The 22590-nt window shown below is 57.9% G+C and carries 17 protein-coding genes and 1 riboswitch; of the genes, 1 reads left to right on the top strand and 16 read right to left on the bottom strand.

The features are described from left to right. Window positions 1-136 precede the first annotated feature (136 nt). The 11 genes from IIY41_RS13355 to IIY41_RS13305 form a co-directional block, all read right to left on the bottom strand. Window positions 137-2044, bottom strand: coding sequence for an ABC transporter ATP-binding protein (locus tag IIY41_RS13355; RefSeq protein WP_009326210.1), 1908 nt, complete (start codon window positions 2042-2044; stop codon window positions 137-139). Further along, window positions 2034-3779: an ABC transporter ATP-binding protein gene (locus IIY41_RS13350; RefSeq protein WP_009326211.1), complete on the bottom strand. Its 1746-nt coding sequence runs from the start codon at window positions 3777-3779 to the stop codon at window positions 2034-2036. Before IIY41_RS13350 ends, IIY41_RS13355 begins: the two co-directional genes overlap by 11 nt. Before the next feature lie 295 nt (window positions 3780-4074). Then, window positions 4075-5406: a sulfatase gene (locus tag IIY41_RS13345; RefSeq protein ID WP_287401152.1), complete on the bottom strand. Its 1332-nt coding sequence runs from the start codon at window positions 5404-5406 to the stop codon at window positions 4075-4077. Continuing rightward, window positions 5403-6437, bottom strand: coding sequence for a Gfo/Idh/MocA family protein (locus IIY41_RS13340; RefSeq protein ID WP_287401150.1), 1035 nt, complete (start codon window positions 6435-6437; stop codon window positions 5403-5405). Before IIY41_RS13340 ends, IIY41_RS13345 begins: the two co-directional genes overlap by 4 nt. Before the next feature lie 126 nt (window positions 6438-6563). Continuing rightward, window positions 6564-7283, bottom strand: coding sequence for a cupin domain-containing protein (locus IIY41_RS13335; RefSeq protein WP_009326214.1), 720 nt, complete (start codon window positions 7281-7283; stop codon window positions 6564-6566). 96 nt (window positions 7284-7379) lie between these two features. Further along, entirely contained in the window at window positions 7380-8852 is a 1473-nt protein-coding gene (locus IIY41_RS13330; RefSeq protein ID WP_050005583.1) for a PHP domain-containing protein, read from the bottom strand. Between the two features lie 14 nt (window positions 8853-8866). Beyond that, entirely contained in the window at window positions 8867-9682 is an 816-nt protein-coding gene (locus tag IIY41_RS13325; RefSeq protein WP_058722940.1) for a sugar phosphate isomerase/epimerase family protein, read from the bottom strand. Between the two features lie 14 nt (window positions 9683-9696). Next, entirely contained in the window at window positions 9697-10737 is a 1041-nt protein-coding gene (locus IIY41_RS13320) for a Gfo/Idh/MocA family protein (RefSeq protein ID WP_287401147.1), read from the bottom strand. A gap of 75 nt (window positions 10738-10812) precedes the next feature. Further along, window positions 10813-12450, bottom strand: a complete 1638-nt coding sequence (locus IIY41_RS13315; protein WP_117472833.1) for an extracellular solute-binding protein — start codon at window positions 12448-12450, stop codon at window positions 10813-10815. A gap of 54 nt (window positions 12451-12504) precedes the next feature. Continuing rightward, window positions 12505-13407 carry a carbohydrate ABC transporter permease gene (locus IIY41_RS13310; RefSeq protein ID WP_050005587.1) on the bottom strand — a complete coding sequence of 301 codons (903 nt, stop codon included), beginning with the start codon at window positions 13405-13407 and terminating at the stop codon, window positions 12505-12507. Between the two features lie 25 nt (window positions 13408-13432). Beyond that, entirely contained in the window at window positions 13433-14419 is a 987-nt protein-coding gene (locus IIY41_RS13305; RefSeq protein ID WP_119980976.1) for an ABC transporter permease, read from the bottom strand. Window positions 14420-14614: 195 nt separating this feature from the next. On the opposite strand from IIY41_RS13305, the gene IIY41_RS13300 reads away from it, so the two are divergent. After that, the gene (locus IIY41_RS13300; RefSeq protein ID WP_058722941.1) at window positions 14615-16864 is read left to right on the top strand and encodes a helix-turn-helix domain-containing protein; all 2250 of its coding nucleotides are present in this window, start codon (window positions 14615-14617) and stop codon (window positions 16862-16864) included. Window positions 16865-17239: 375 nt separating this feature from the next. Here the strand turns inward: IIY41_RS13300 and IIY41_RS13295 are convergent, their stop codons facing one another. The 5 genes from IIY41_RS13295 to IIY41_RS13275 form a co-directional block, all read right to left on the bottom strand. Beyond that, window positions 17240-18589 carry an MATE family efflux transporter gene (locus IIY41_RS13295; RefSeq protein WP_287401143.1) on the bottom strand — a complete coding sequence of 450 codons (1350 nt, stop codon included), beginning with the start codon at window positions 18587-18589 and terminating at the stop codon, window positions 17240-17242. Between the two features lie 283 nt (window positions 18590-18872). Then, complete coding sequence (locus tag IIY41_RS13290) at window positions 18873-19637, bottom strand: ABC transporter ATP-binding protein (RefSeq protein ID WP_050005590.1); 765 nt, start codon at window positions 19635-19637, stop codon at window positions 18873-18875. Next, entirely contained in the window at window positions 19634-20713 is a 1080-nt protein-coding gene (locus IIY41_RS13285; protein ID WP_009326224.1) for a FecCD family ABC transporter permease, read from the bottom strand. Before IIY41_RS13285 ends, IIY41_RS13290 begins: the two co-directional genes overlap by 4 nt. A gap of 105 nt (window positions 20714-20818) precedes the next feature. After that, entirely contained in the window at window positions 20819-21856 is a 1038-nt protein-coding gene (locus IIY41_RS13280; protein WP_009326225.1) for an ABC transporter substrate-binding protein, read from the bottom strand. A 58-nt stretch (window positions 21857-21914) separates the two neighbouring features. Next, window positions 21915-22253, bottom strand: a complete 339-nt coding sequence (locus tag IIY41_RS13275; RefSeq protein WP_009326226.1) for a CGGC domain-containing protein — start codon at window positions 22251-22253, stop codon at window positions 21915-21917. A gap of 129 nt (window positions 22254-22382) precedes the next feature. Continuing rightward, window positions 22383-22563, bottom strand: a riboswitch (cobalamin riboswitch). Window positions 22564-22590 lie beyond the last annotated feature (27 nt).

Genomic DNA, 22590 nt, shown 5'->3' with positions numbered 1-22590 from the left:
AACCGCCCCTTTCCGTGGTAAATACATCTTATTATAGCCGCCGGGCACCGCGCTTTGCAAGCATCGCCCGCCCTGCAAAAAAAGCAGGCGCGCTCCGCACGAAGCGGGGCGCGCCTGCCGGTGTTTTCCGCGCGCTTCAATCCAGTTCCAGCGCGCCGGTATAAAGCTGGTAATAAGTCCCCTTCAGGGCCAGCAGCTCGTCGTGCGTACCGCGCTCAATGATGCGTCCGTGGTCCAGCACCATGATGGCGTCGGCGTTTTTCACAGTGCTCAGCCGGTGTGCGATGACAAACACCGTGCGGCCCGTCATCAGCGCGTCCATGCCCCGTTGTACAATGGCCTCGGTGCGGGTGTCGATGGAGCTGGTCGCCTCGTCCAGGATCATCACGGGCGGGTCCGCCACCGCCGCACGGGCAATGGCCAGCAGCTGTCTTTGGCCCTGGGACAGGCTTGCGCCGTTGCCGCTCAGCGGCGTATCATAGCCCTGCGGCAGGCGCGTGATGAAATCGTGCGCCCCCGCCAGCTTGGCCGCGGCGATGCACTCCTCGTCACAGGCGTCCAGGCGCCCGTAGCGAATGTTGTCCATCACCGTTCCGGTGAACAGGTTGGTATCCTGCAGCACAACGCCCAGGCTTCGGCGCAGGTCTGCCTTTTTTATTTTATTGATATTGATGCCGTCATAGCGGATCTTGCCGTCCGCGATATCGTAAAAACGGTTGATGAGATTGGTGATGGTCGTCTTGCCCGCGCCGGTGGAGCCCACAAAAGCCACCTTCTGGCCGGGCTTTGCATACAGCGTCACATCATGCAGCACCGTTTTGCCTTCTTCGTAGGCGAAATCTACGTCAAACAGACGCACATCGCCGGTCAGGCGGGTATAGGTGGTAGTTCCGTCGCCATGCGGATGCTTCCAGGCCCATACATTTGTGCGCGCCGCGCACTCCTCCAGCGTGCCGTCCGCCCCCTCTTTCGCGTTCACCAGCGTCACATAGCCCTCGTCGGCTTCCGGATGCTCGTCGATGAGCGCAAAAATGCGCTGCGTGCCGGCCAGGCCCATGACGATGGAATTGATCTGATTGGACACCTGGCTGACATTGCCGGAAAACTGCTTCGTCATGTTCAGAAACGGCACCACGATGCTGATGCTGAACGCCAGGCCTGAAATGCTCAGGTTGGGCGCTCCGCTCAGCAGCAGAATTCCGCCGGCCAGCGCCACCACCACATACAGCACATTCCCGATGTTGTTCAGAATGGGCATGAGCATGTTGGCGTAGCGGTTGGCTTTTTCGGCGTCGGAAAAAAGGGCATCATTGATGGCGTCGAAGGCGCGCTTGGCCTCCTGCTCGTGGCAGAACACCTTAACGACCTTCTGACCGTTCATCATTTCCTCAATGTAGCCCTCGGTACGGCCCAACGCCTGCTGCTGGCGTACAAAATATTTGGCGGAGCCGCCGCCGATCCTGCGCACCACAAGCACCATACACACCACGCCCAGCACCACCACGGCGGCCAGCCAGATGCTGTAATACAGCATGATGCTGAACACCGTTATCACCGTTACGGCGGAGATCAGAAGTTGCGGAAAGCTCTGGCTGATCATCTGGCGCAGCGTGTCGATATCGTTGGTATAATAGCTCATGATATCGCCATGATTGTGGGTATCGAAATAGCGGATGGGAAGGTCCTGCATGCCGTTGAACATCTTCTCGCGCATTTTTTCCAGCGAGCCCTGCGTGATGACGGCCATGAGCTGAGTATATACAACACCCGCTGCCAGGCTGAGGACATAAAACACCGCCAGCAACGCCACCAGTCCCAAAATGCGGCCGGATACGGCGGACCAATCGCCGCTCTGCCAGCTCTGCTCCACGGCGGCAATGACGTTCTGCATGAAGATGGACGGCACCGAACTAACGACGGCGTTGAACAGGATGCACGCCACGGTAACGGGCAGCAGCACCGGATAAAAACCGAACAGCGTGCGGATGAGACGGCCCAGCACGCCCTTGGGCGCGCGGCGCTTTGCGGTTCCTTTATTCGGCATCGTCGTCACCTGCCTTGTTCTGAGAGGTATACACCTCGCGGTAGATCTTGTTTGTTTTCATAAGCTCCGCATGGGTGCCCACGGCATTCACCGCGCCGCCGTCCATGACGACGATGCGGTCCGCGTCCTGTACGGAGGCGATGCGCTGGGCAATGATGATCTTTGTCGTTTCGGGTATATACCGGCGCAGCGCCTGGCGGATCAGTGCGTCGGTGCGCGTATCCACGGCACTGGTTGAATCGTCCAGGACCAGGATCTTGGGCTTTTTCAGCAGCGCGCGGGCAATGCACAGGCGCTGCTTCTGCCCTCCGGAAACATTGGCGCCGCCCTGCTCGATATGGGTGTCGTAGCCGTCCGGGAACTGGCGGATAAACTCATCCGCCTGCGCCAGGCGGCAGGCCTCCTCCATCTCTGCATCGGTGGCGTCCTTGTTTCCCCAACGCAGATTTTCCCGGATGGAACCGCTGAACAGCACGTTTTTCTGCAGCACCACGGCTACCTGGTCGCGCAGAGCCTCCAGGTCGTAGCTGCGCACATCCACACCGCCCACGCGCACAGCGCCCTCAGTGGCGTCATACAGACGGGAGATGAGCTGGATCAGCGTGGATTTGGACGAGCCCGTGCCGCCGATAATGCCGATGGTCTCGCCGGAACGAATGTGCAGGTCAATGCCGGAAAGCGCCATGCGCTCCGCCGTCTTTGCGTACTTGAAGCTCACATTATCAAAATCGATGGAGCCGTCCTTCACCTCGCGCACAGGGTTTTCCGGGCTTTGCAGCGCGCTCTCTTCGCACAGCACCTCCACGATGCGCTGAGCCGATTCACTGGCCATGGTGATCATCACGAACACCATGGAGAGCATCATCAGGCTCATCAATATCTGGAAGCTGTACGTGAGCATGGAGGACATCTGGCCCACATCCAGCGCAAGGCCGCGGCTGGTGATGACCGTATACGAGCCGAAGGACAGCACGAACACCATCACCGCATATACACAGAACTGCATGAGCGGGTTGTTGAAAGCAAGGATGCGCTCCGCTCTCGTGAAGTCCCGCTGGACGTCTGCTGCCGCCGCACCGAATTTCTGTTTTTCATATTCCTCGCGCACATAGGACTTCACGACGCGCATACCTTTGATGTTTTCCTGCACAGAGCTGTTCAACGCATCGTATTTTTTGAACACGCGCTTGAACAGCGGCATCGTGCTGCGCACCACCAGCGCCAGCCCCACGCCCAACACCGGGATGACCAGCAGGAAGATCACCGCCATCTTGCCGCCCATGATAAACGCCATCGCAAACGAAAACACCAGCATCAGAGGGCAGCGGATGGCCGTGCGCACGATCATCATATATGCCATCTGCACGTTGGTCACATCGGTGGTCATGCGTGTCACAAGGCTGGACACCGAAAACTTGTCGATGTTCTCGAAAGAATAATCCTGTATTTTATAGAACATGTCCTTGCGCAGATTGCGCGCGAAGCCGCAGCTTGCGGTGGCGCAGGCGCTGCCCGCCAGTGCGCCGAAGGTGAGCGACAGCCCAGCCATCACCACCAGCACCGCGCCGTACTGCACAATGACGCCGATGGAGCACCCGGCTTTGATCTGGTTTACCAGATTCGCCGTGACAAACGGGATGATGCACTCCATCACCACCTCGCCCGAGACCAACAGCGGCGCGAGCAGCGAAGGCTTCTTGTACTCGCGGATGCTTTTGGCCAAAACACTCAGCATAAAAAGATACCCCTTTCTCTCCGGCTCCGAGGAGCCTTTCTGTATTATTTGTTATGACGCTAACAATTCGACTCAAAAAAATCAGCCGCAGTCTCTTCGGCCGCCCTGCGACAGGCAGTGCGGCCCGACGCGGCCATGCGGGCTGCCGCCCGCGGCTCTTGAATTTTAAGCGCCAGCTATGCCCCGTTTGTTAGGGGGCGAACCATATCTTACTGCTTTTTTTTAGGTTTGTCAATAGAAAAAGGGTACAGAAAGCGTTCAGCTTTCCGCACCCTTTTGTCCCTTTGGCAGCCGGTTATTGCTCCTTGTCCGCATGCAGGCGCCGGGTCACCTCCCGGGCAACACGCAGGCCGTGCTGTGCATTTTCAGCGCCCAGCCGTGCAAGCGGGTCCGGCGCGCCGTGCAGCGTGCGCTCCAGCCATTCCGCCTCCAGCGCCTGCATCCGCGCCAGCACCTCCGGATACCGGGCCTTTACATCCGCCGTTTCCCGCGGGTCCTCTTCCGTATGATACAGGGCATATTCTGCAAAATCCCACAGGCCGGGGCTGAAGGTATGCACCATCTTCCAGCCGTCCTGTAAAACCGCCCTCTGGCAGGTGTACAGCCCGTGCTCACACACAAGATATTCCCGGGGCGCCGCTGTTCCGTCCAGCGTGTCCTGCAGTGCTGTACCGTGCCACATCTCCGGTGCGGCCACGCCGAAAAAGCGCGCCGCAGCAGGCGCGATGTCCAGCCCATACACAGGATGGGCGCACACCTCGCCCCTGTGGGCGCCGCCCGGCAGCTTGAGCAGCATCGGGATATGGATACAGCTGTCATGCACCGTGCCGTGCTCCAGAATCATCTGCCCCTCTCCATACTGCTCGCCGTGGTCCGCACTCAGTATCACGGCACAGTCGTCATACCAGCCTCTTTTTTTCAGGTATTCGCACATCTGCCCTACCAGATGGTCGGTATAGCGGATCTCGGCGTCATACAGGCGAAGCAGCTCCGCCAGCTCCCGTCGGCTGCGCACGCCCGTATGCCGGCCGCCTCGGTACAGCGGAGATGCGGCCAGCCGGGTGAGCTGTTCATCGGTTACGGCGGAGGTGTCCGGCTCATAGCCGCGGTCGATCCATTCCGGCGGCGGGGACAGCGGCCCGTGAGGATCCCAGTAATGCAGATGCAGGAAAAGGTCTTCCCCACAAAAGCCGTCCAGAAAATCCATTGCCGCCTCATTCACCGCGGCGCCCGGAAAGCGCTGGAAATTTTCCGCACGGCAGCGGTAGGAGGGGTCGATCACATGGGAAAATCCATTGTAAAACCATGGCGCAGGATGCCGCCCGAACGAAGAAACCGCCGCCGTGTGCACGCCCTCCCAGGACAGTACACGGGGCAGGGCCGTTTCCGGCGGCGTGGCCACGGAAAGTGCAGCCGTACCGTGGGTCTCCACGCCGTTGACCACGCCGAAGCACCCGGTAAACAGCGCTGCGCGGGCCGGCATGCAGGGCGTGTTGGAAGCATACGCCCGGGAAAAACGCACCCCGTCCGCCGCCAGCGCGTCGATGTGCGGCGTCGGCCGCCCATACCCGCAGCAGGACAAATGGTCCGGCCGCAGCGTGTCGATATCAAAATAGATGACCTTCATCGTACTTCCCTTACAAAATGCCTGCGGCCGTGCTCATACAGGGCGCAGATCATTTCCTGTGTCAAAAAGGCGTTTTCCGCGGTGACATACATGGGCGCAAGCCCCAGCAGGCTCTGATAAAAGTTACCGATCTGCTTGACATGGCTGGTGCCCCAATATTGCTTGACGTCCCCGTATTCAAACATCTGTGCCGGGTCGTTGTCCGCAAGGCAGGTGAGGCCGTTGTTCAGCTCCACCCGCGCCTTGGGCCCTTCCATAACGGCTTTGCCCCGGGTGCACGCCAGCTCCAGACGAACCGGCTCGTCTGTGCAGTAGTGGTTCATCACATAAAAGGCGCCGTACGCACCGCCTTCAAATTCCACCCGTCCCTCGGCTGTGTCCTCCACCGGAATATCCGGGTGCGTGCGGTTGGCCAGGCTGGCCTGTACGCCTGTCACCGGACGGCCGATGAACCAGCGCATCAGGTCCAGCGTATGGATGGCCTGGTCGATGATGACGCCGCCGCCCTCTTTATCCCAGGTGCCTTTCCAGTCGCTTTGGGAATAATATTCCGGTGAGCGGTCCCATGTCAGCAGCACGCGCGCCGCACGCACCTCGCCCAAATCTCCGTTGTCCAGGCAACGGCGGATGAGCTGGGAACCCGCGTTATAGCGGTTCTGGAAAATGACGCCCAGCGTTCTGCCTGTGGCGGCCGCGGTGTCCAGCATACGGCGCGCGTCCGCCAGCGCAATGGCCATAGGCTTTTCTGTCAGCACATGGCAGCCGCGCTCCATGGCAAGGCACGCCAGCGGCGCATGCAGATAGTGCGGCGTGCAGATATGCACCACATCCGGCTTTTCCTGCTCCAGCATCACTTCAAAATCCGTATACGCCCGGCAGCCGAAGCGCTCCGCCGCAGCCCCGGCACGCTCGGGCTTCATATCGCACACCGCCGTGAGCACGGCGTGCGGGTCCCTGGAGACCGGTACGGCATGCATGGGGAATATCTTTCCGCAGCCTGCGATTGCCGTTTTCAGTTTCCGTACTTCCATCACTTCGTCCCCTTTTGGCATCAGGCCGCCCCAAGGCAAGCTATTGCCTTGAAACAGCCTGATGGATGAGCGGGGCACACCGGAGCGCATCCCGCCGTTTCTGTTTTTTTCTGCCGCTGCAGAAATTCAGGCCTCCCGCTCTTTCACGAAGCGCTCGAACCAGATGTACGCCACTTCCTTGCCCGGCTCCGCCGTCAGGGAGTGGTCCAGCCCGGCGGGCACGAAGCTCCAGTCGCCCGCATGATGGGCCACGCTCTCGTTTTCCACCGTCAGCGTGAAATCGGCATTGTCCAGGCCGTAGTTCCACTGGTCCACCGCGGGATGGCCTTTTTCCACAGTGCCTTCGCCCACGGCTTTCACCACGCCCAGCAGATTGCGGCCTACCTCGCCGGAGTACAGCACCTGCCAGCTGCGGGTGTGGGGGCCCTTGCAGTCCTGCGTATATTCATGCGTCTCAGAGAAGGAACGGAAGATCGGCAGCGTTGTGTGGCACGCCGCATAATTTTTGTGGTCTCCCTCTGTCATATCCAGCACCAGGCACAGGAACTCCAGATCCTCGACGGCGTGAATGGTAAAATCGCCGTTGTCAAAATCCGGCACAAAAAAAGCCAGTTCGGTGATGTTGCGGGCGAACTTATCCGTGGTGACATAGCCCTTGCCGGCTGTAAAGCAGTACACTGCGGTCTTATCTGCATATTTTTCCGGCTGCACATCATGCCCGGCCTTCAAAAAGCATTTGTAGTTGTGGGCGCCGGGGAACGTTCCGGGCAGCATTTCCATGCGGGAAAATCCGTTTGCGTCATACTGAGGCGCCATTTCTTCCTTTTTTACAATCGCGATAGACATTGTGTTTACCCTCTTTCTTGTTTTTCCGTGCCGGGTACAGCGTGCGCCGTCCCGAGCGGCGGTTTTTCCATTTTGCGTCTGCGCCGGGCCTCTTCTTTACAGCCCGGCGTATATGGGCGAGACAAACGCCCACTGGCCGTTCTTCTGGGCAAATTCCGCATGATACACATCCATGCCCCCGCTGCCCTCGTCCTCTGCCTCCAGCACCATTTCATAGGCGCTGTCCGGCACGGCGGCATGAATTTTTACCGCCTCGGAATGCCAGGGCTTCACGTGCCAGGTTACGCCGCCGTCCAAAAGCTGCGCGATGGACGCCGTGTGCGTACGGCCATTTACCGTCACGTTTACCACAGTGTCCGGCCCGCCCTCTATCTCGGCAACGACGGCGTCCGTCTGGGGGTGCAGCGTGCTCTTGTTGCGCACGGTCTCGCACTGCCAGGCAAAGGCCTGCGTGTCCTGTTCCAGCACACGGTTGTCGATCTCGTTTACCTCGACAGGGCTTCCGTCGTGGTTTGTGGGCGAAAGCAGGCTGCGGCCCCGCAGGTACAGGTTCGCGCCGGCCAGCCGCCCGTCGGTTGTAATGCGCCCGGCCCAGCGCGTCAGCTCCTCGCTGTTTCCCCAGCCCATCTCCACCCGCAGCTTGTACGCACGGGCAGGCTTCGGGCGAAGCTGTTCGCCGCACAAAACCGCCAGCGGTCTGCAGTTTTTATAGATCACCAGCTTGTCGGCCCAGTATTCGCCCTTTACGGCGCAGCGCAGCTTTCTCTTTGCGCCGCGCACCGTCTCGCCCAAGCCCTGGCCGTTGACGGTAAAATCGCATTCGATCCGGTCGCCCGTCACCGCGTAGGCACGGCCCGAAAGCAACGCCTCCCAAATGGCCTCCCGGCTTTTCTCCTTTGCCAAAACAGCCGTCAGGCCGTCGCCGTAGGAGCCGGGGAACCCGGCGTGGTGGTCGGTGGAGCCCAAAAAGCAGAACCGGCTGCCCCGCCGCAATCCGGCGTATACCGTGTTGCGGGAATCCCGCGGGCCCATGTCGTGATAATACGGATAGGGAGCCGTTTCGCTCATGGCGCAGCCGTGCTTGGAGCATACCTCCACGCAGGGCGAGATGTTCTGGTCGTACAGTTCCCAATTGATGCCCCGGTATCCCGGCGTATAGCCGATGTGGTGCGGCACCGCGATGGCGCGCACGCCGCAATCCGCCACCAGCCGCGCAGGGCTGTCCCGATAAATGAGCGGGAATGTGTCATCCGGCGAGATGATGTGGTGGTCTCCGTAAAGCGAGGAATGCATCTCATAGCTTTGGAAGGTCACCAGTTCGCCGTCATTCTGCCGCGCCATCTCGGCCCGGATCTCGTCCCAGTGCTCCAGAAGCTTTTTAAAGCCCTCCCGGTGAAAATCCACGATAAATTCCGTCTCCGGCGTACGCGCATAGATGTCCGGCCACATGGCGTGTCCTGTAATGCAGCAGAAATCCAGATGGCTGCGGGCGATCTTCAGCGCATTCTGCAGGCTTCCGAAACCATAGGTGATGCCGCAGTGGTTATGTAAATCTCCCCATAACAGCATGAGCGGCTCCTTTCTCAGCGGATCATGTATTGTTCCAGATGGCGCTTCGCCAGCACGATGTGCTTCCAGCGGTTCTCCGGCTCGGCCCACACGTCGCCGTGGGGCTCGATGATGATATAGCCGTCATAGCCCACATTCCACAGCATACCCAGCATCACGTTCCACTTCAGCTGGCCCATGCCTACGATGGGTTCGATCTCCCAGCCGTCGTCGCCATAGCGGAAAATGTCCTTGGCATGGAAGTGCGCGATGCGGTTGGCGTAACGCTTCATGATCTCATAGGGGTCGTCCTTCATGTTGCGCATAATACCCACCGGGTCCAGCTTGATGTTGAACTCAGGCACTTCCTTCAGCAGCTTGTCCAAAATCTCGCGGGAATGGACGAAGTTTCCGCCGTGGCCCAGGTAGCAGGCCAGCTTGATGCCCTTTTTGTCCGCGATGTCCTTATAGTAAAGATATTCTTTTTTGAACTCGGCGATATTCTTGTCCGGGTCCTCCGGGTCGTACTCGCCGGTGTTGAAAAACGCCATCCTGCAGCCGATGGCCTCCGCCATGTCCAGAAATTCCAGCATGGTCCTGCGTACTGCCGCGCGCTCGTCCGGGTCCGGGCTGATGGTGTTCAGCCACCAGAGGCCGCAGGCAGCGGGCTCCACGGGTGTATTTTCAAACGCAGGCTTGATTTTGTCCAGCGTGAAGTCCACGCCGCACTTTGAGTTGAACAGCAGTTCCACGCCGTCGATGCCCTGCTGCTGGGCCAGGTCCACCCAGCGGCGCAGGTCGGCTGCGTCCTTGCAGTCCTTCATCTCTACGATAAAACCGAGTTTTTTCATGTTCTATTCCTCCTTCAGATGCCCAGCACGCGCTCGATGCGGCCCGATTCAAAGGAGCGCCGGGCGGCCTCTACCACCTGGAGCGGCATAAATGCGTCGCGCGCTGTTTTGCTGTTGTTCGTGCCGTTCAGCAGATCGTCCACAAATGTCTTGTGATGAATGTACCCAAAGAACTGCGGGTCGACGGGGGCGGCCTGCCAGTGGATATCCTTGCGGGGATGGCCGTCCAGATTCCAGCCATAATATACGATATCGCTGCGGTGGGGATTGTACAGATAGATAACACCCTTCGCACCGTAGATTTCCATTTCAAAGCGGTTGGTCTGCGCCACCTGCGTCCAGAAAACCTCGTGGAACACCGTTGCGCCGCTGGCCAGCCTGTAGTTGAGGATGGCGGTATTTTCCACACCGTTCAGGTTGGCACGCTCGCCGAATTCCTCTCTGCGCTTTTCGTCCCGCGGGGACAGGTGCAGCGCGAACACCTCTTCAATGGAGGACCCCGCCACTGTGTGGATCAGGTCCATCCCGTGGCAGCCGATGTCCATCATACAGCCGCCGTAGCCGGGCGCGGAATCGAACGGATTTTTGGTGGCGTTGCGCATGCGGATGTGGCGGATCTCACCGATCTTCCCCTCTTCCACGATCCTGCGCGCCGCGATGGAGCCGTCCATATAGCTGTGCATGAAGGACGGCGTGAGTTTGACGCCCGCCTCGTCCACAGCGCGGATGATCTTGCGGCCTTCCTCAATGTTATAGGCAAAGGGCTTTTGCGAAAAAATATGCTTGCCCGCGGCGGCCGCCTCGATGCAGAGCGTCGCGTGCATCTCGATCTTTGTGAAGATGCACACCGCGTCGATGCTGCTGTCGTTCAGGATGTCGTGATAATCCAGCGTATATTTTTCAAAGCCGAAGTCGTCCTTTGCTTTCTGCGCGCGCTCCTCGATCAGATCGCAGGCCCACACGAGCTGCGCGCCCTCCACGCGCCGCAGCGCGGGCAGATGGTATTCGTTGGCGATGCTTCCGCAGCCGATCACGCCAAATCTGATTTTTTTCATTGTTCTTCTCCTTTGGAGCGGCGTCCCCCCGCGCCTGGTTTACAGGCGCGGGGCGCCGCATAATGCATTTTCCGCTCAACCCTTCCAGCGGTCGTAAGCGTCCTGGTTGATTTTGATGTAATCCTCAACCGGCATATTGTTCAGTTCCGCCACGTAGGCGTCCCACTCGCTCAGGCTCTTTTCGCCCGTGATGAACTTCACCACATTCTCCGTGGCGTAGTTGACGATATCCTGCGCATAGGTGCCCAGCTTGATGCTCTCCTCCTCGGTAAACTTTACACGAGGCACTGTCTCAAAGGGCACCACATAATCGCGTACCACATCGTTGGCCGCTTTGGTTTCGGGCAGCTGGGCCGCGCTCTGGTCCACTTCGTTGGTGATATACTGAGGCAGGTAGCCGCCCGGGAAGATGGCCCACTGGCCCAGAGCCTGGTCCAGCGTCAGCCCGTCGGGGTTGTTCTTGATGTTATCCAGCAGCTGGTACTTGCCGTCCACGACCTCATAGCTCTCGCCCTCGATGCCCAGGCGGCACAGCACGGTGCCTTCTTCGCTGTAAAAATAGTCCAGCCAGCGCATGGTTGCTTCGGGATATTTGTTGGCGGTGGTGATGACGGCAACGCCCGTCATCTGCACGTTGCTCTCCACGTTGATGAGCGCGCGGTCGCCGTAGGGGCCTTCCAGCACGGGGCACTGCACATAGTTCTCAGCGGCAGCGCCCATCCACTGGGTGTTCTGCGCGCGGGCCACAAAGCCCACCTGGCCGGCGTTCACCTTTGCGGCGGCCTGGGTCTGGTCCTGAGAATAGCTTTCCTTGTCTACCAGGCCCTCCGTCCACAGCTTGTTGTAAAATTCCACCATATTTTTGAATTTGTCCTCACGGCCGATGAAGCGCACCTTGCCCGCGTCGTCGATATCCAGCCAGCTGAAGGCATAGTCGGAATCCATAACGCCGTTGATGCCGAAGCCCCAGGAGCCGAGCAGGTCGTAGAACATACGGTGGGGATAGTCCTTACCCACCACGCAGTAGGGGATCTCGTCCTTTTGGCCGTTGCCGTTGGGGTCGTTGTCGCGGAACGCCACCAGCACGTCATACAGCTCGTCAACCGTCGTAGGCGCTTCCAGGCCCAGGTTGTCCAGCCAGGTTTTGTTGATCCAGTAGTGGTGGATCAGGTTGCCCTCGGTCTTGTTGAGCTGCGGGCAGGAATAGATATGGCCGTCCGGCATGGTAATGCCCTTGCGGATGGCGTCGTCCTGCTCGATCAGCGCCGAAAGGTTGGGCGCATAATCCAGATACTCGTCCAGCGCAACGAGCTGTCCGTTGGCCGCATATTTCATCTCTTCCTGCGGGCTGATCTTCGCGCGCAGGATAATGTCCGGCAGGTCATCGGAGGCAAAGGCCAGGTTGCGCTTCTCCGTGAAGCCCGCGTCCGGCACGCATTCCCATTCGATGTGGATGCCTGTCAGCTCCTCCATGCGCTTGAGGGCCGGGTGCTCGTTCCAGTCCTTCACATTCGCGTTCAGGGCGACCATGCCCCGCAGCGTGATCGGCTCGTTCACGATGGGGAAGCCCTCGGCGTTCACGTTGGAGTCCCCCGCCGCGCTCGCGCTCTGCGCGCCGGACGCAGGCGTACTGCCGCTCTGTGTGCCGCCGCAGCCCGCCAGCACGCCGCACAGCATCACGGCTGCCAAAAACATGCTCAACCACTTTTTCATCTTTCATCCTTCTTTCTCTTTTTTATATATCCCGGAGGCCTTACGGCCTCCCGTCTACCCTTTTACCGCGCCGATCATGACGCCCTTGACGAAAAACTTCTGCAGGAACGGATACAAAACCAGCATCGGCACGCTGGAAACGATGATCACCGCGTATTTGATGCTCTCTCCCACCATAAACTTACTGATGTCCATACCCGCGGTGTCGATCATGCTGTCCGCCATGTTGTTCAGCAGTATTTCCCGCAGGAACATCTGCAGCGGATAGGCCGAGCGCTCGCTCAAATAAATCAGGCCGTTGAAATAGCTGTTCCAGAAGTTCACGCCGTAGAACAGCACCAGAACGGCAAGGATGGGCGCCGAAAGCGGAAGCACCATTTTAAAGAATACGCGGATGTCTCCGCAGCCGTCCATGGATGCGGCCTCATACAGCTCTTCCGGTATCGTGTTCTGCATGAAAGTGCGGGCAACGATAATGTTATACACCGACACCGTTCCCACCAGGATGACGGCCCACATGGTATTGTATAGGCCCAGATTTTTCACCATCAGGTAAGTGGGTATCATCCCTCCGGAAAAAAACATTGTGAACAGGAAAAACCCCATCAGCTTGCTTCGTCCGTACAGTTTTTTGCGGGACAGCGGATATGCCGCGCTGAATGTGATTATGATGGTGACAAGCGTCCCCACAACCGTATAGATCAGAGTGTTTTTATAACCGGTAAAAATGTCCCCGTTGCGGAATACCTGCTTGTATGCTTCCAGGTTGAAGCCTTTCGGCCACAGCCACACGTTCCCCTGAAATATCTCCATCGGGTCGCTGATGGATGCGACAAGCACGAAAATCAGAGGATACAAAATCACTACAACGCTGACTGCGGTGAGGCCCCCAAGCACAATATTGAACGCCCTGTCTCCTGCGCCCAATTTTTGTTTGCGCCTTTTTACTGCCGACATAATCCATACCTCCTTCTTCCCACCATTAGAACAGGCTCGTATCGCTGATTTTTTTTGCGATCTTATTGACTGTCAGCAGCAAAACAATGTTGATAATGTTGTTGAACAGCCCGATGGCCGTGGAAAACCCGTAATCGCTGTTGATGAGGCCCGCTTCATATACAAAGGTGGATATCACCTGCGACGTTTCAGTATTCTGGGCGTTCTGCATCAGGAATACTTTTTCAAAGCCCATATTCATTACCTGGCCCACATCCAGGATGAACATGATGATGGCCGTAGGCAGGATACCCGGCAGGTTGATGTGCAGAATACGCTGGAGGCGGGACGCGCCGTCGATCTGTGCCGCCTCATGCAGCTGCGGGTCGATGGCGGCCAGCGCCGCAATATAAATGATGGAGTTCCAGCCCGCGTTCTGCCACACGCCCGACCATACATACATGGACGGGAACGCCGCCGAGCTTGTGAGAAACCCGAACTTCTCAAAACCCATTTTGTCGAGGAACACGTTGATCAGGCCGTTGCCCTGGTTGAAGAACAGGTTCAGGATGCCTACAAGGACCACCACAGAAATAAAATGCGGCGCGTAAGAAATGGTCTGCACGGCTTTTTTCAGCTTTGGGCTTTTCACCTCGTTGAATGCCAGCGCCAGCAAAATCGGGAACGGGAACGCCACTATAAGGTTATACAGGCTCAACCCTACCGTATTTCGCAGCAGCCTCCAGAAATAATATGAATCAAAGAAACGGTTCAGGTTCTCCATTCCCGTCCACGTGCTGCCCCAGATGCCCAGCCGGGGCGAGTAGTACTTGAAGGCGATCTGCACGCCGTACATCGGCAGATAACAAAAAATAATGAAATAGACGATCGCAGGGATCAAAAACAAGTAAAGGCTCTTGCTTTGGTTGAGCTTTGTGAGCACCCGCCTGCGCCGCTGCCTGCCGCGCGCCCGCTTTTCGGCGCGTGTCCGTGCCGGTGCGGCCGTCCGGCCGCCCTGCAGCATTTTAACCATTTTTTTCACCGTCCGTCCTTTGGATTTGTGTTCATAGTACAACCCAAAACACGATTTGCCATGTGCAAAAATTGACATCCGCCGCAATATTTGCCCAGATACACCCTTAATTCTTGTTTTTATTGTTAAATATTCCTATAATATTTTTACAACAGAAGAAAAAACAGCAAAATTCTACAATTGGAGGTGATGAGTATGAAAGAAAAGCTGCCCGGGCTCTTTCGTCCGCTGATGAAATTCAATGTAACCGCTGTAATGGTCATCATTCTGATGTTCTCTGTTTTCAATGTTTTTTCCATTGTCCGCACACAGCAGCGGCAGGCCAGCCTGCAGACGATGGCCCTGAGCCAGGCCAGCCAGCAAATCGGGGATTTCATCGCCAGTGCCGAACAGTTGGGCATCGTCGTCCAGAATGATTCCCAGCTCATGGCTTATAACCTTTATAATAACAGAGACCTGCCCCACAATATCGTCTGGGAGCTGGAAATGCTGGCGCCCTCCGTCAACTCTCTCTCCTCCCTCAGCATCGTTTACGTAGATTCGCTGTACCCGCAAATCAACGGCGTCATCTATTCCAGCGCCGGGCGGTTCAGCTACGCCGATTACTGCCGCGACGAACTGAGCGGCAGCCTCACGGAAAACCAGCTTATGGAAGTGGTGTATGCCGCGGATCATGCCCATTTCGTGCCCCAACTCTCAGGCAATACCAGAAGCCTTTTGTATGTGATGCCCATCCCCTCCTCGTATGTGTTCTCTCCCGGCAGACTGCTGCTGCGGCTGGACTATACCTCCTTTACACGCGGGCTGCGCGCCACAGCGGCCGGAAACAGCGACATTTATGTATTCGACAGCGAAGAAAACCTGCTTTTGTACTTTGGCCCCACTTACGGCAACGATATCACCGCCGCCCGTGCTGCCGCAGTCGGGCCTGAAAGCCTTTCCGGCAAGGCCGTATTTCGCCACGAGCTGGAGAATTACGGTATCCAGGTGGTGCAGGCCCTGGATTTCTGGCAATATTATCAGCCTACGCTCACAGCTGTTCTCAGCCTTGTGCTGCTGGCAGCTTTCGTCACGGTGTCGGGCCTCCGCCTTTCTTATGTGCTGGCACAAAATACCGCCCGCCCGTTTTCCGTATTGGTACAGCGCGCCTCCCAGCTGGGCGGCGTGACGCCCGCGGAGGAACCGGATGAGATCGCCCGGCTCTCTCATATTTTTGAAGACCTCGTGGAGCAGCAGACTTCTCTGACAGCCGCTATGGAGAGCCACAGCCAACTGGAGGAATCCCAGTACCTGCTGTATCTGCTGGGCGTGCTTGGCGGGCGGGACTTTTCCGAAACCGTCGTACAGAAATACAGTACGCTGCTTTCCCGCTGGAGCCGCTTCGGCCTGCGCGTCCTGGTGTTCCGCTTTGACGATACCATTCATTTTGTGGAGACGTATCTCCCCAAGCAGCAATGGAGCATCAAATCCGCTTTGCGGCAGGAATTTGCCGCGATGTGCGGGGCGCAGGACGGCTTCGGCGCGGCGGTGGACCTGCAAAACGGGCAGGGGATCGCGGCGGTCGCTGCCTTCGGGCCGGACGCAGACTGCGCCTGCATTCTGGACGCCATCCGCGAAGCGCTGTGCCGCAGCTGCGGGCTGTCGCTCTCCTGCGGCATCAGCAGCGCGGTCTATGCGGCCGGAGATCTGCCCCATGCCTTCCGGGAGGCGAGCGCCAACTGCCGGTACCGCCTCTTCCACGCCAATTCCACCATTACGCCGGAATTTGTGGCCGACATCCGCAACCAGCGCACGCGTCTCTCTTATACGGGCGCGGACGATATTCTTCAAGCAGTCAAGGCGTGCAGCTACCCGGACATCTCCCGCGGAGTGGGGCGCTTCTTTGCCGATATCACCCGGGCCGCCACCCTTCCCTCCTACAAACTCGCCTATTTTGACATGCTTTCACGCCTGAACAAGCTGATTCCGGAATGCGCCGAAAACAAGCAGACCATGCTGGTAAACATGTTGGACCTGCTGTATGAAAACTGTTACGAGAGCACGGAAGTGCTCCAGCAGGACCTGTACAAATTCTGTATCCTGCTGGCCGATACCCTGTACGAGCAGCGCTCGGCGCAGCTGAGCGGCGGCCTGCTGGGCACGATTTATGACTATGTGGAGGAAAATTATGCCTCGCCCGCGCTTTCGCTTTCCTCCATTGCCGAGAGCCTGCGTTTTTCTCCCTCTTATCTCACCCGTTATTTTAAGGAAAAGACAGGTATTTCCCTGATGCAGTACATCGACCGTAAGCGCTTTGAGGAGAGCAAGCGCCTGCTGGCTGCCACCGCTTTGCCCGTTAAGGCCATTGTGGAGCGCGTTGGCTACACCGACGAGGCGAATTTTTCCCGCAAATTCAAAAAATATGAAGGCGTTACGCCCACTCAATACCGCGCCATGCAGAAATAACGGCAAAAGCCCGGCGCTTTCCCGTTTCTGGGAAAGCGCCGGGCTCAGCTTGTCGAAAAAGCTGCGCTTTTGCGCCAAGCTACCTACGAACAGGGCCTGCGGCCCCGTTCGCCGCGCACGGCGGCCTTCGGCGGTCGCTTCGCTCTACACGCCTCGGCACTAGCCCTGCGGGGCGTCGCGGGGTTATTTTAAATGAAAAAGGGGCTCCACCCCTTTTGGCGGCATTCGCCGCGTGGCTTGCACTTTGCTGCGCAAAGATGCATGGCTTTGCCACCGCCAGCTTTTTCCCCGGACGCTTCTTTTGCTTCTTTACCTTTTTCGTCGGTCTGTCTGGGCCCGGGCTTTCATTTTTTCCGCTGCGGCGTTCCACGCGCCTCACAGCCTTGCAACACGCGCCAGCCCTCTGTGCCATCGGCGCGTGAGGATATACCAAAGATAAATGGAAACGCTGACCAGCGGCCCCACCAGAACAGCCACCCCGACGCCCGGGAACCCCATCCACCGGGAGAACAGGAACGACGCCGGAACGCGGCAGCACAACTGCGCGACGACCCCCACCAAAAGGCTCGCCTCCACATTTCCCGTGCCGCGGATGAACCCGATGAGCGGGCCGACCGTGGCAAACAGCGGGTAAGACCACACCGTAACGCGCAAAAATGCTGCGGACTGCTCAATGACCGCAGGGTCGGAATCAAAACAGGCGGAAAACTCGGAGGCAAACCCAAGCACCAGGAGCGATGTCCCCAGAGCGGCTCCTGCCGAAAGGATGATTGCTTTCCACAACCCTTCCAGCGCCCGCTTCTGCCGGCCGGCTCCTATGTTCTGGGAGGCGTAAGCCGACATGGTCTGGTTCATGGCTCCGTCCGTAAAAATGGCAAGGCTGTTGATCCGCGAGCCCACTCCATAGGCGGCGCTGGAGGCCAGCCCGAAGCTGTTGGCCACGCCGCTGACGGTGAGCATGGCCAGGTTGACCATGACCTCGTTGAGCGCCGTGGGCACGCCGAACAGCAGGATATTTTTCAAATGCTTTTTATGGAAGCGCACTGCCCTTGCCGAAAGGCGCAGCGCCGCTCCGCCCCTTGCGAACTGTACGGTGCCGATGACGAATGCCGCCACCTGAGAAAGCACGGTGCCCAGCGCCGCGCCGAAGGCGCCCATGCCCAGCCATACAATGAACACCGCGTCCAGCGCAATATTCGCCGCCGAGGAAATGATCACGAAAGACATGGATGCCGCCGCATTGCCCAGCCCGCGCTGCAGCGCGCCGATCAGGTTATATCCAAAGGTGAACACGGTTCCCGCAAACACCGTATACAGGTACCGCTTTGCCTCCGGCATCGCGGCGGCCGGAGTCTGCACAAGCCGCAATATCTGCGGCACAAACAAAAGCCCCAGTACGGTCATAACAGCAGCCATCAACGCATACAGCGCCACGCTGGCGTGGGCCGCATCCTGCGCCTGCTTTATATCGCCCGCACCCAGCAGGCCGCTGATGACCACCAGCACCCCCGCCGACATGCCCGACAGAGTAATGATCATCACGTTCATGATCGGCCCGCACACAGAAACCGCAGCCAGGCTTTCCGTGCCGGTAAACCGGCCGACAAACAGCATGTCCACCGCGTTGTAGGTAGACTGCACCAGATTCGAGATCATGATCGGTATGGAGAATCCCAGCAGGCTGCGCCAGATGGAACCGCTCGTCATATCGTGAGAACGCGCCAAACACAACTCCCCCTGTCAACGGTGTCCGCCCGCTCCGAGCGTCCCGCGCCGCTGCATCTTGAAGCAACGCGGCCGCTTTGCACCAGCCAGGCCGTCCATTTGTTGTATTTTACACCGCCGTCCTCAAATTTTCCATCTGCAAAAATTGATATCCGCTTCAATATTTGACGTTTTATTTTTGCTTTCTTTGCGGTGCGCGCCTTTTTTGCCGCGCCGCGGCAAAATGCCCAGAGCACGGGAAGCCCGTTTTCCGGTTTCTCCAACAGCCGGACGCGGCACACTGTCAGCCTGCGTAATAAATTATACGGGGGTTGCCGTCTTTTCCAGGAAGGATATCCGCATGTACGCCGTAGACCTCCTCGATCAGCGGCGCTGTAAGCACCTCCCATGGAGCGCCTGCGGCCCGCACCCGTCCATCCTTCAAAACGTATATCTCATCACAGTACAGCCCCGCCAGATTGAGATCGTGAAAAGCCGCCACCACCGTCAGGTCAAGTGACTTTACCGTATTCAAAAGCTGCAGCTGGTATTTGACGTCAAGATGGTTGGTCGGCTCGTCCAGGATCAACGCCCGGGTCTGCTGCGCCAATGCCCGCGCAAGGATCACCCGCTGCTGCTCGCCGCCGGACAATTCCGCAAATGTCCTCTCCTCGAAGCCGCTCAATCCCACCCGCGCCAGTGCCTCCCGGGCGATGCGGCGGTCCTCCGCGTTGTCCTGCTCCATTGTTTTTTTGTGCGGGGATCGGCCCATCAACACGATATCCCGGACGGAAAAATCGAAATCATAGATGTTGTGCTGCGCCACAACGCCCAGGAAACGCGCCGTTTCCTTATAGCCCATTTTTGTATTTTCCTTTCCATCCAGAAAAATGCAGCCTGCGTCCTGGTGCAGCACCCGGTAGATGCATTTCAGAAGCGTGCTTTTGCCGCTTCCGTTGGGGCCGATGACGCCGACAAATTTTCCCTTTCCCGCACACAGGGAAACCTCTTGCAGGATTCTTGCCTGTCCCCATGAAAATGAAACGCCTTCGGCCGTGATAAAGCTCATGCTCTTCCTCCAAAGCTGTAATTTTTCCGAACCATAAGAAAAATAAAAAAGGGTGCGCCCACAACAGAGATCAAAATTCCGATGGGAACCTCCGTGCGCGGCAGAATCGTGCGCGCCGCCACATCCGCCCACACAAGGAACACGCTGCCTGTCAGCGCGGAAAGCGGCAGCAGCTTTTTATGGTCCACGCCGAATATCCCGCGGACCGTATGCGGGATGATCAGCCCCACAAACCCGATCACGCCCGACACGTGCACGACAAATCCCACCATCAGCGAAGCGATGACCAGATATACCCGCCGGTACGGCTGCAGGTCCGTCCCCAGCGTGACCGCCGTGTCATCCCCCATGAGCATCAGGTTCAGTATCCGCGCCTGGGAAATAAAGAAAAGCGTGCAGGGCAGCACGACGCACAGAATACGAAAATTACCGCTCCACTGTGCGCCGGCCAGGCTTCCCATCAGCCAGAACTGCACCGTCATAAACCGGCTCGGGTCATCCGCGACGTACACGATCAGGTTCGAAAAAGCAGAGCAGAGCGAGCTCAGTGCAACGCCGGCCAAAATCAGCTTTACCGAAGTGATGCGCCCCCCGATGCCGGCAATGGCGATTACGGAAAATGCGGCCGCCAGCGCACCGATGAACGCCCCGAGTCCCACTCCGGCCGCACCGAAAAGTCCTGCGCCCAGCAGGAGCGTAAGTGTAGCGCCCAGCGATGCGCCGGAGGAAATACCCAGCACATACGGATCCGCCAGCGGATTTTTGACGATGGCCTGCATCACTGCCCCCACCACGGACAGACCCATTCCGACCAAAACAGCCAATACAACGCGCGGCAGGCGGATCAGCCATACAATATCGTGTACCGCTCCGCTGCCGAGCTGCTCCGGGTCTCCCCAGCGGAACAGCTCGTACAGGATCACCCGGTAAACCTCCCCCACCGATAGCTCCGCGGAGCCGACTGTGACCGCGTACAGCACGGAAAGGACCAAGCCTGCGGCCAGCAGCAGAAGCGCGCAGGCATAAGCCGGCAGCCCGTTGAACATGCCGCTCTTCAAATTCATTTTCTGTTTCATGCCTTCAATTCCTTTGTGATTCGATTCCTCCCCGGCTTTCTTAAAGCAGACGCACCCGGACGCTGGTACCGGGTGCGTCTGTTTCCGCCGCTCGGCCTGGCGCTTTCATTCCCCGATTCCGTACAGGTCCTTCAGGAACATCTTCACCGTCAGGCCCGTGCGGACACCGGGCGTATAGGCCAGGCCGTATTCCACAGGATATACACGCCCGTTCTTGACGGCATCCACGCTGGCCAGTGCGGGATTGTCCAGAAACAGGTTCACGGCCTCCTCGTCTGTCACAGAACTCACATGCACGGAGAAGATCGCCTCCGGGTTGGCTTCAACAATCTGTTCATCTGTCCAGCCTTTTTCGCCCAAGGGCTCTGCCCCCAGCTGCGCGGCAATGTCGCCCGCACAGCTTTTTGCATGGTAGATGTCATATTCGCCCTCATACTTTTCCGCGATCAAAATCCTCTGCGGCTCGCTGCCGGCAGCCGCCTGCTTTCCTTTGGCGACATCCGCCTCTATCTCGGCAATGATCTCCTCTGCCTTTTCCTGCTTGTTGTAGATCGCTGCAATGTTGCGGATATCCGCATATTCATTTTGAAGAGACTGGTCATCCTTCAACACGCTGTTGATGCTGGTATAAGTGCCGATGCCGCGTTCGTGCCAAAAGCCAACGTCACCCATGCGATCTTCAATGTTGAACAGGGAATACCATCCGATGACCATATCCGGCTCCAAACTGAGGGCGTATTCCTTCACAAAATATCCAACATCCTGATGGTTTTTCACACGGTCCAACTCCGCGAAAGCTTCCTCATACTCCGGCAGAACGCTGCTGCAGTCTGCCGTCATCAGAATCTTGTCTTCCAGCCCCAGCGCCAGCATGATCTCCACATTGTTTTTTCCATAGACCAGCGTCCGCTCAGGACATTGCTCAAATGTATACGGCACAAGTTCGCGCGCATTGTTGTACACCTCCAATGTCACGGGATAATAATATTCGCTGTTCGCAGACGCCGTGCTTACAGGCCGGACGGCACTGGCCGACGGCGCTGCGGAGGGAGCCGGGGCAGACGAGGACGCCCCGCTCCCCGTACAGGCAGCCAGGCTGAGTGCCAAAGTCAGGGATAGTACGATTGCCAGTATTTTTTTCATGCTTATTTCATTCCTTTCTTCTGTTCTGCACAGACGGTGGAGTCCCCCGCCGCGCTTGTCAATGTGTACCGTCCACCAGAACGACACCCTCTGCAGCAAGCCGGTCCGCTACTTTCTGAATCGTGGGACAGCGTGTGCCGTCTGCTTTGCGCCGGGTACATACGCCCATATGGGCAGCGTCAGGCCGAAGCTGTAAAAGCCGCTCGATCTTTTCCTCCATTCCTGCGTCGTCCTGTGGTACATCGCACCCGTTGCAGCGAAAAAACGCAACCAGCTCCAGCGGCTCGTCCCCATAGCGCGCAAAGGTTTTTGTTTTGGCGTTGAAAGCCTGAAGACATGCCGCTCCTGTGCAGACGGAGTTTGCCCTCAAGCAGTTGAGCATTACGATCTTTTTCATTCCATCCCTCCTTTTTCGTATATTTCCGTTTGTTTTTCCAAACAAACAAAGGCGGCCCACGAATGTGGGCCGCCTTTTATATGAATCGTATCCGACAATACGAAACACACCAATCTTATCCCCACCGACAGATTGTTTCTGTTCATGGCAGGTCTCCTGACTTAGAGCTTCATGCCTATTCCGCGTGTCTTCCCGGTTTCCCAGTGACTTTGCCGCGTTTCGTAGCCCTTACAGTAGAGTGAGCTGTCCCGGATTTTCACCGGATTCCCTTTTCATGCACTTTCGTGCAACCATGACCAGTCTGATTCTTTTGTGTATCTAAATTCTACATGCTTTT

This window comes from Ruthenibacterium sp. (assembly GCF_017421385.1).
GTDB classification, from domain to species: domain Bacteria; phylum Bacillota; class Clostridia; order Oscillospirales; family Ruminococcaceae; genus Ruthenibacterium; species Ruthenibacterium lactatiformans.
Note: the sequence above shows the minus strand (reverse complement) of the source record. Positions and strands in the feature narration are given on the sequence as shown.